The following is a 9062-nucleotide window of genomic DNA, read 5'->3' as shown; positions in this document are numbered from 1 at the left end:
ACGGCGTGTGGGCGCCGCACTGGTACAACCGCGTGCTGGCCTCGACCGGGTTCGAGGGCCGCGAGGGGCCGCTGCCGGCGCTGGCGGGCGAGGCGGCGCGGGTGCGCGACGAATGCCGGCCGCATTATGAAGCACTGGCAGCGCACAGGCTCTGACCCCACTTGCTCACCGCGTCAAAAGCGACAGGTTGCCCAAGGCTGACGTGCGCGTAATCTGCGCCCCGTCACGACTTGGGGAGTGGACCCGTGAATTTCGATTTTTCCGATGAAGCCAAGGAACTCGGCGAACAGGCGCGCAAATTGCTCGCCGAAAAGGCCGGCACCGGCCCGGCGCGCAAGGCGATGGCGGCCGACGCGCCGGCCATGGATGCCGCGCTGTGGAAAGAGATCAGCGAGCTGGGCTGGACCGCCGCGCGCGTGCCGGAAGCCCATGGCGGCCTGGGCCTGACGGTCGAGGAAGTGGCGCAGCTGGCGGAAGCCGCCGGCGGCAGCCTCGCCACCGTGCCGCTCGTTTCCACCCTGCTCGCCACCGAAGCGCTGGTGCTCGCCGGCACCGAGGCGCAGCAGGCCAAGTGGCTGCCCGGCATCGCCAGCGGCGAGATCATCGCCACGGTGGCCTGGAGCGAGCCCGGCGCCGTGAACCCGGCCAACGTGAAGACGGTGGCCAGCGGCGGCAAGCTCACCGGCGTCAAACAGCCGGTGGCGGATCTGCCCGTTGCCCATGTCGCCATCGTGGCGGCTGCCGGTGATGATGGCCCGCAGCTTTACATCGTCGATCTGAAGGATGCGCAGACGGCGGCGGTGGAAACCGTCGATCTCGTTCGCCGCCACGGCAAGCTGACGCTCAACGCCACGCCCGCCGAAGCGCTGGGCACGGCCGGCGATTACCAGGATTGGCTTGATCGCGCCGCCATCATCCTGGCCTATGAAGCCATCGGCACGGCCAGTGCGGCGATGGCGATGACGGTGGATTATGCCAAGACCCGCGTCGCCTTTGGCCAGAAGATCGGTCGGTACCAGGCGGTCAAGCACAAGTGTGCGGACATGTATATCAAGCTGGAACTGGCGCGCGCTCACGCCCTGCACGGCGTCGCCATGATCGGCACCAACGGCGCCGAACTGCGCCAGGCCGCCGCCGCCGCCCGCGTCGCCAGCCTCGATGCGCTGGCCTTCTGCGCTGAGGAAAATGTGCAGCTGCACGGCGGCATTGGCTTTACCTGGGAAAGCGACTGCCAATTCTATTACCGCCGCAACCGGGCGCTGATCGCCGCCTTGGGCCCGCGCGGCTGGTGGGCCGATCGGCTGGTGCGCGCGCTGGAACAGCGCAATCGCGCCGCCGCGTGACGAATTGCGCCTCGACAGGCTGAGGCCCAGAGGCTGAAAACGACTTCGGGAGACCAACCATGGATTTCAACGACACCCCGCAGGAAGCCGAATATCGCGCCACCGTGCGCGCCTGGCTTGAGGACAATGCCAGCGAGTATCGCGACCCGCCCGCCGAAAGCTGGAAGCTGCCGGAATTCATCGCGCGCTCCAAGGCCTGGCAGGCCAAGAAGCACGCCGCCGGCTACACCGGGATCACCTGGCCCAAGATGTTCGGCGGCCAGGGCCTGACCCCGATGCACAGCATCATCTATGGCCAGGAGGAAAGCCGCTGGCACGTGCCGCAGGGCCTCTATTCCATTGGCCTCGGCATGTGCATCCCCACCGTTTTCACCCACGGCAACCCGGAGGTGATCCAGCGCTATGTGCCCAAGGCGCTGCTGGGCGAGGAAGTCTGGTGCCAGCTCTTCTCCGAACCGGCCGCGGGCTCCGACCTCGCCGGCATCCGCACCAAGGCGGTGAAGGACGGCGACGAATGGGTGATCGACGGCCAGAAGGTGTGGACCAGCTTTGCCCACGCCAGTGATTTCGGCATCGTCGTCTGCCGCACCGATCCGAGCATGCCCAAGCACAAGGGCCTCACCATGTTCATCGTCAACATGAAGGCGCCGGGCGTGACCGTGAAGGGCATCAAGCAGATGTCAGGCGGCAGCGATTTCAACGAGGTGTTCTTCGACGGCGTGCGGGTGAACGATTCGCACCGGCTCGGCGCCGTCGGCGACGGCTGGAAGGTGGCGCTGACCACGCTGATGCACGAGCGTCTCGCCGTTGGCGGCAAGCCGCGCTACGCGCCGGGCTATGAAACGCTGATGAAGCTGGCCAAGGGCGTGGAAGCGCCGGACGGCAACCCGGCCATCGGCGCCAGCGACGTGCGCCAGAAGATCGCCCAGACCTACATCAACGATCAGGGCATCAAGCTGACCCAGATGCGCGCACTGTCGGCCCTGTCCAAGGGCCAGGTGCCGGGACCGGAACAGTCCATCTCCAAGGTGGTGGTGGCCAAGACCATGCAGGACCTGGCCAGCTTCGCGCTCGACCTGTCGGGCGGCGATGGCTTCGTCGCCGGCGCCGACGCCGATCCGGAACTGGCCAAGCTGCAAGGCAGCTACATCGGCTCGGCCGGCCTGCGCATCGCCGGCGGGACGGACGAAATCCTCAGGAACATCATCGCCGAACGCGTGCTCGGCCTGCCCGGCGACATGCGGCCGGACAAGGACACGCCGTTCAACAAGTCAACGGCCGCGTAAACGCGCCGGCCAGATGATCAACGGGGGCGCCGGCCGCGAGGCTGGCGCCCCCTTCTCATGTCAGCCTGCCGGGCAGCCTTCCGGCACCGGCGCCAGGCTCAGCTCGGCCTTGGCCTTGAGCAGGTCGGCCTGGTAGTCGGGTGTGTCAGCAATCTGCTGATAGAGCGCAGTGGCCATCAGCCGGCCGCCATTCACATCCGACGCCCAGTGCACCCGGCAGGCGATGCGCAGATCGCCGGTGCCCTTACCGAATTTCAGCAGTGCGGCGCTGCGTTCCGGCCGCACGTCGGACAGGATCAGGCCCCACAGCCAGCCAATGGCGGCATGGCCCGACGGATAGGCAAAGCCCAACGCCTTGCCGCCATCCTTGGCCGCATCCGGATCGCACGCCTTGCCGCCATCCGTGGTGAACGGGCGCGGGCGCTTGTAATAGTCCTTGGCCAGGAACACACCGCGGCCCAGATCGGTGCCGGCGCGGCGCAGCAGCGTCATGGTCGCCGGCGTCGTCTGCGGTGACAGCGCCGCCCCCAGCGCACAGCTCACCGTTTTCACGAAACTCGGGCTGGTGATGCTGAGCTGGCCAATCGCTGCGTTCCACAAGGGCCCGCCGATACCGCGCTTGCTGGCGCGGTAGAGAAACTGATCGGCCTGTTGTTCGGCACTGCCGGCCTCCGGTGGCGGCGGCAGCAGGCGCAGCAGCGCCAGCGGTGGCCGGTTGGCGACATAGCCGGGAGGTGAGACCGAGACAGTGATGGGCGGCGGCAGCGGCAGAGCCGGCGGCGGCGCAGCGGCGGGTTGGGCGGCGGCGGCACTGGCACAGAGCAGCAGGGCGGGCAGGAACAGGCGCATGGCAATCTCCTCTTTGTCCCCACCATCATGGCCCGGCCTGCGCGGCCATGCCACAGACAAAACTGTGGACGGGGGATGTTTGCCCCTTGATGTTTGCCCATGCGAGGCAGACATTGGGGCAGGCCCGTCATCAGGCCGGGCCGGTAACGGCGCTGCTTTCCCCCCGAAACAGCGCCCCGGAGAAATTGATGCCATCGTTCACGCGTGAACTGGAAAAGACCCTCCACAATGCGCTGGCGGAAGCCGCCCGCCGCACCCACGAATATGCAACGCTCGAACATCTGCTGCTGGCGCTGACCACCGATACCCATGCCGCCCAGGTGATGAAGGCCTGCAATGTCGATCTGGAAGAACTGCAGGGCCAGCTGATCCGCTATCTCGATACCGAGCTGTCGGCGCTGAAGGCCGATGCCAGTGTCGATCCGTCCCCCACCGCCGGTTTCCAGCGGGTGGTGCAGCGCGCCATCCTGCATGTGCAGTCCAGCGGCCGCGAGGAAGTGACCGGCGCCAACGTGCTGGTCGCGCTGTTTTCCGAACGCGAAAGCCACGCCGTCTTCTTCCTGCAGCAGCAGGACATGACGCGCCTCGACGCCGTCTCGTTCATCAGCCACGGCATCGCCAAGTCCGGCCAGTCCGAAGCCAAGCCGCCGCGCGGTTCGGCCGACAAGGAAGAGCCGGAGGAAAAGCCGGCCAAGGCGGAAAAGAGCGACAAGAAGGGCGGCGAAAGCGCCCTCAAGCAGTTCACCGTCAACCTCAACGAGAAGGCGAAGATCGGCAAGGTCGATCCGCTGATCGGTCGCCATGCCGAGGTGGACCGCACCATCCAGATCCTGTGCCGCCGTTCCAAGAACAACCCGCTCTATGTGGGTGATCCGGGCGTCGGCAAGACCGCCATCGCCGAGGGCCTGGCCCGCAAGATCGTCGAAGGCCAGGTGCCCGACGTGCTGAAGCCGGCGGTGATCTACAGCCTCGACATGGGCGCGCTGCTGGCCGGCACGCGTTACCGCGGCGATTTCGAGGAACGGCTGAAGAATGTCGTGAACGAGCTGGAAAAGCTGCCGCACGCCGTGCTGTTCATTGACGAGATCCACACCGTGATCGGCGCTGGCGCCACCAGCGGCGGCGCGATGGATGCCTCCAACCTGCTCAAGCCGGCGCTGTCCTCCGGCGCGATCCGCTGCATCGGGTCGACCACCTACAAGGAGTTCCGCAACCACTTCGAGAAGGACCGCGCCCTGCTGCGCCGTTTCCAGAAGATCGACGTGAACGAGCCTTCGGTGGAGGATTCGATCAAGATCCTGATGGGTCTGCGGCCGTCCTATGAGGAGCATCACAAGCTGAAATACACGCCCGATGCCATCAAGGCGGCGGTGGAGCTTTCGGCGCGCTACATCAACGATCGCAAGCTGCCCGACAAGGCCATCGACGTGATCGACGAGACCGGCGCATCGCAGATGCTGCTGCCCGAATCCAAGCGCAAGAAGACGATCGGCGTGAAGGAAGTGGAAGCGGTGATCGCCACCATGGCGCGCATTCCGCCCAAGAGCGTTTCCACCGACGACAAGGCCCAGCTGCAGACGCTGGAAGCCGATCTGAAGCGCGTGGTGTTCGGCCAGGATGCCGCCATCGAGAAGCTGGCCAGCGCCATCAAGCTGGCCCGCGCCGGCCTGCGCGAGCCCAACAAGCCGATCGGCTGCTACCTCTTCTCCGGCCCCACCGGCGTCGGCAAGACCGAGGTGGCCAAGCAGCTGGCGGCGATCCTGGGCATTCCGCTCACCCGTTTCGACATGTCGGAATATATGGAACGCCACTCGGTCAGCCGACTGATCGGCGCGCCTCCCGGCTATGTCGGCTTCGATCAGGGCGGCCTGTTGACCGACGCCGTCGATCAGCAGCCGCATTCGGTGCTGCTGCTTGATGAAATCGAGAAGGCCCACCCGGATCTGTTCAACATCCTGTTGCAGGTGATGGACAACGGCAAGCTGACCGATCACCACGGCAAGACGGTGGATTTCCGCAACATCATCCTGATCATGACGACCAATGCCGGCGCCGCCGACATGGCGCGGGAAGGTATCGGTTTCGGTGCCACCACCCGCATCGGGGAGGACGAGGAAGCCATCAAGAAGATGTTCAGCCCGGAATTCCGCAACCGGCTGGATGCCACCGTGCCGTTCGGTTACCTGCCGCCGGCCGTGGTCGCCATGGTGATCGACAAGTTCATCCTGCAGCTGGAAATGCAGCTCGCCGATCGCGAAGTGCATATCGCCTTGACCGAGGAGGCCAAGGCCTGGCTGATCGCCCGCGGTTACGACAAGCTCTATGGTGCCCGCCCGATGGGCCGCCTGATCCAGGAGAAGATCAAGCAGCCGCTGGCCGAGGAACTGCTGTTCGGCAAGCTGGTCAATGGCGGCGAGGTGCGCGTGCATGTGAAGGACGACGCGCTGACTTTCGAGATCGTGCCCGCCATCAAGAAGCTGAAGGCGAGGAAAGCGCCCAAGGCGCTGCCGGCGCCGACGGAAGAAGCCTGAACATCGTCCCCCGCCGGGCGACCGGCGGGGGATGTTGCTGGCTACAAGCGTAATCGTTCAGCCTGTGGTCAGCTTTGGCGGGCAAAATGGGCCACAGAGAGCAGGCAAGAGGAATCGGGCGATGATCGGGCAGCTGGCATCACGGATCGGGCTGTTGGCCTTGCTGGTGGCGGCATTGATCGCTGCCGAGCCCCGCCTTACCCTCGCCTTTGAAGACAGTGGTGACCCCAGCCCGCACCGCTTTGCCCTGACCGGTGAAGTGATGGGCAAGGTGCTGGGCCTGGTCATCAGCTGGTCGGGCGGCGCCCGCCAGCTGATCCGCTGATCAGTCCCCGTCGAGCAGCTGTTCGGCTTCCTCCACGCTGCGCGCGGCCAGCACCTGCCGCGCCACCGCCATGGCGTGCCCGGCCCGCAACAGCGCCGCCAGTGCCTTCTGCCGGCTGGCCGGATCATCGCTGATCTGCTTCGCGAACGGCCCCAGCCGCTTCTTGCGGGCAAAAGCCAAAGCGGTCGCCAGCGCTTCGTTGGGTGCGGGCGCCTCGCCGCGATCGGCCGGCGCCACCCCGGCGGCCGACAATTCATCGGACACGCGGCGATGCCCCAGGCCGCGTGCGGCCATCGCGCGGCCCTTCATCGCCGCCCAGGCCGCATCATTGACATAGCCCAGTTCGACCAGCCGGTCGGCCAGTGCTTCCGGATCGGCCGGCTGCGCCCCAGCCCAGCCGCGTTCCTTCAGCTTGCGCGCCAGATAACGCAGCAATTTCAGGCGTGTGGTGGCAAAGCGCGCGGCATAGGCCAACGCCAGTTCGCGCAAAGACCCGTCGTCCAACGGCGGCGCAACCCGGCGCTGACGGGAACCAAATCCTTGCTGATCGTCAACCATGCCACTTTCCTGCCACTTTCGGGCCGGATTTTGAACGCCCCTGCATGCAAGGGCCAGTGTGGACGAAATTTGACATGCACCGCAGGCCGGGTCGGGCCGCAGCGGTGCGGCAAGGGAGACGATGATGGCCGATACCCCCGAGGCCTTGCGCGCAACCACACTGCGCTCCACCCCCACCAGCGATGGTCTGCCGCAGCGCCGATCCAATTTCGGTACGCTGGGCGAGGCGCTGGATTACGCGGCCCAGGGTGAAAAGGGCTATAATTTCCACGATGCCCGCGCCGATCTGGTGCGCGCCTATCCCTATCGCGAACTCGCCGCCGATGCCCGCCGCCATGCCGCCCACTTCATAGCCGAAGGCGTGAAGCCCGGTGACCGCATCGCCCTGATCGCTGAAACCGGCGCGGGATTCGCCGCCGCCTTCTTTGGCGCCATCTATGCCGGCGCACTGCCGGTGCCGCTGCCGTTGCCGACCAGCTTTGGCGGCCGCGAGGCTTATGTGGATCAGATTCGCGTCCAGCTCACCAGCTGCGATCCGCTGATGCTGCTCTCCCCGCCCGGGCTGCACGACATCGTGAAAGATGCGGCCACCGGCCTGTGCGCCGCACATGACTGGGATATGTGGTTCAGCGGTGATGCGCCGGATGTGGCGCTGCCCCAGGCCAAGCCGACCGACATCGCCTATCTGCAATATTCGTCGGGCTCGACCCGCTTCCCGCACGGCGTCGCCGTCACCCACGAAGCGCTGCTGGCAAACCTCGCTGGCCATGCCCATTGCACCCACGCCGCCGAAGGTGACCGCGTCATCAGCTGGCTGCCTTGGTATCACGACATGGGCCTGGTCGGCTGCATGCTCGCCCCGATGTCGAACCAGATTTCGGTCGATTATCTCGCCACCGAGGATTTTGCCCGCCGCCCGCTGTCGTGGCTCACGCTGATCAGCCGCAACCCGGACAATTCGCTCAGCTACTCCCCCACCTTCGGCTATGACATCTGCGCCCGCCGCATCTCGCCGTCGATCCCGGTCGCCGAACGCTATGACCTGTCGCGCTGGCGCGTCGCCGGCAACGGCGCGGACATGATCCGCCCGGAAGTGATGCAGGCCTTTGTCGACACCTTCGCAGCTGCAGGCTTCAAGGCCAGCGCCTTCCTGCCCAGCTATGGCCTCGCGGAAGCGACGCTCGCCGTCACCATCATGCCGGTGGGCGAAGGCATCCAGTGCGACCTGATCGACGAACGCACCCTGTCAGGTGCCAGCGCCGATGCCCGCGCCGATCAGCGTCTGCCCACCCGATATCGCGCCATCGTCAATTGCGGCAAGGCCGTGCCCGGCCTGACCATCGAAGTGCGCGATGAAAATGGCCGCGTGCTGCCCGACCGCAAGATCGGCCGCGTGTTCGTCAAGGGCCTTGGCATCATGGTCGGTTATTTCCGCGATCCCGAAGCCACCGAAGCCTGTCTGAAGGACGGCTGGCTCGACACCGGCGACATGGCCTACATGAAGGACGGCTCGCTCTACATCGTCGGCCGCGCCAAGGACATGATCATCATCAACGGCAAGAACCACTGGCCGCAGGACATCGAATGGGCGATCGAGCAGCTGCCCGGCTTCAAGGCCGGCGACATCGCCGCCTTCTCGATCACCACCCCGTCGGGCGAGGAAGCCCCGGCCGTGCTGGTGCAGTGCCGCACCAGCGACAATGACGAGCGCATCAAGCTGCGCGAGGCGATCAAGACCAAGGTGAAGGCGATCACCGGCATGAGCTGTGTCGTCGAACTGGTGCCGCCGCGCACCCTGCCGCGCACCTCGTCCGGCAAGTTGAGCCGGTCGAAGGCGCGGCTGCAGTATCTCTCCGGGGAAATCCAGCCGTTTGAAATCGCGGCCTGATAACTCCCCTCCCGCCTGCGGGAGGGGTTGGGGGTGGGCAGTGCAGAGCGCACCAATCACCCAGCACGTGCCATGACGGATATTCCCACCCCCAGACCCTCCCGCACGCGGGAGGGGAGCGTGATCGCCATCACCGGCGCGACCGGCTTCGTCGGCCGCCGCGTGCTGGCGCTCGCGGAGCGCCCCATCCGCGCCCTCACCCGCCGCCCGCAGCCACCGCAGCCCGGCATCGAGTGGGTGCTGGGCGATCTCACCGACACTCGCGCTCTCGCCCGCCTGTGC

General features: G+C 66.3%; 9 protein-coding genes. 7 read left to right on the top strand and 2 right to left on the bottom strand.

Going from position 1 to position 9062, the window contains the following annotated elements:
* Positions 1 to 5 precede the first annotated feature (5 nt).
* The 3 genes from GJ693_RS17515 to GJ693_RS11185 all read left to right on the top strand — a co-directional run bounded on the left by GJ693_RS17515 (position 6) and on the right by GJ693_RS11185 (position 2629).
* Positions 6 to 155, top strand: a complete 150-nt coding sequence (locus tag GJ693_RS17515; RefSeq protein ID WP_268893156.1) for a sulfotransferase-like domain-containing protein — start codon at positions 6 to 8, stop codon at positions 153 to 155.
* A gap of 90 nt (positions 156 to 245) precedes the next feature.
* Positions 246 to 1343, top strand: a complete 1098-nt coding sequence (locus GJ693_RS11190; RefSeq protein WP_156256387.1) for an acyl-CoA dehydrogenase family protein — start codon at positions 246 to 248, stop codon at positions 1341 to 1343.
* Between the two features lie 59 nt (positions 1344 to 1402).
* Positions 1403 to 2629 carry an acyl-CoA dehydrogenase family protein gene (locus GJ693_RS11185; RefSeq protein WP_156256386.1) on the top strand — a complete coding sequence of 409 codons (1227 nt, stop codon included), beginning with the start codon at positions 1403 to 1405 and terminating at the stop codon, positions 2627 to 2629.
* Between the two features lie 60 nt (positions 2630 to 2689).
* Here the strand turns inward: GJ693_RS11185 and GJ693_RS11180 are convergent, their stop codons facing one another.
* Complete coding sequence (locus tag GJ693_RS11180; RefSeq protein ID WP_197042132.1) at positions 2690 to 3478, bottom strand: acid phosphatase; 789 nt, start codon at positions 3476 to 3478, stop codon at positions 2690 to 2692.
* 188 nt (positions 3479 to 3666) lie between these two features.
* Between GJ693_RS11180 and clpA the strand changes: the two genes are divergently transcribed.
* Positions 3667 to 6009, top strand: a complete 2343-nt coding sequence (gene clpA, locus GJ693_RS11175; protein ID WP_156256384.1) for an ATP-dependent Clp protease ATP-binding subunit ClpA — start codon at positions 3667 to 3669, stop codon at positions 6007 to 6009.
* 121 nt (positions 6010 to 6130) lie between these two features.
* Entirely contained in the window at positions 6131 to 6334 is a 204-nt protein-coding gene (locus GJ693_RS11170) for a hypothetical protein (RefSeq protein ID WP_156256383.1), read from the top strand.
* Here GJ693_RS11170 and GJ693_RS11165 read toward each other — a convergent pair whose 3' ends face one another.
* Positions 6335 to 6892: a regulatory protein RecX gene (locus GJ693_RS11165; protein ID WP_156256382.1), complete on the bottom strand. Its 558-nt coding sequence runs from the start codon at positions 6890 to 6892 to the stop codon at positions 6335 to 6337.
* 121 nt (positions 6893 to 7013) lie between these two features.
* Between GJ693_RS11165 and GJ693_RS11160 the strand changes: the two genes are divergently transcribed.
* Both GJ693_RS11160 and GJ693_RS11155 read left to right on the top strand, forming a co-directional pair.
* Positions 7014 to 8780 (top strand): fatty acyl-AMP ligase, encoded by a 1767-nt coding sequence (locus GJ693_RS11160; RefSeq protein ID WP_156256381.1) that lies wholly within the window; start codon positions 7014 to 7016, stop codon positions 8778 to 8780.
* 72 nt (positions 8781 to 8852) lie between these two features.
* A partial coding sequence (locus tag GJ693_RS11155) for an NAD-dependent epimerase/dehydratase family protein (protein WP_328598832.1) occupies positions 8853 to 9062 on the top strand: 210 nt, incomplete at its 3' end.

It is taken from the genome of Sandarakinorhabdus oryzae (genome assembly GCF_009733735.1).
Lineage (GTDB): Bacteria > Pseudomonadota > Alphaproteobacteria > Sphingomonadales > Sphingomonadaceae > Sandarakinorhabdus > Sandarakinorhabdus oryzae.
The sequence above is the reverse complement of the archived record's forward strand: the minus strand, read 5'-3'. Positions and strand labels throughout refer to the sequence as shown.

Excerpts from the sequence above, each read along its gene's own strand:
- GJ693_RS11185 (WP_156256386.1), top strand. The coding sequence starts at position 1,403 with ATGGATTTCAACGACACCCCGCAGGAAGCCGAATATCGCGCCACCGTG.
- GJ693_RS11180 (WP_197042132.1), bottom strand. The coding sequence starts at position 3,478 with ATGCGCCTGTTCCTGCCCGCCCTGCTGCTCTGTGCCAGTGCCGCCGCC.
- clpA (WP_156256384.1), top strand. The coding sequence starts at position 3,667 with ATGCCATCGTTCACGCGTGAACTGGAAAAGACCCTCCACAATGCGCTG.
- GJ693_RS11170 (WP_156256383.1), top strand. The coding sequence starts at position 6,131 with ATGATCGGGCAGCTGGCATCACGGATCGGGCTGTTGGCCTTGCTGGTG.
- GJ693_RS11165 (WP_156256382.1), bottom strand. The coding sequence starts at position 6,892 with ATGGTTGACGATCAGCAAGGATTTGGTTCCCGTCAGCGCCGGGTTGCG.
- GJ693_RS11160 (WP_156256381.1), top strand. The coding sequence starts at position 7,014 with ATGATGGCCGATACCCCCGAGGCCTTGCGCGCAACCACACTGCGCTCC.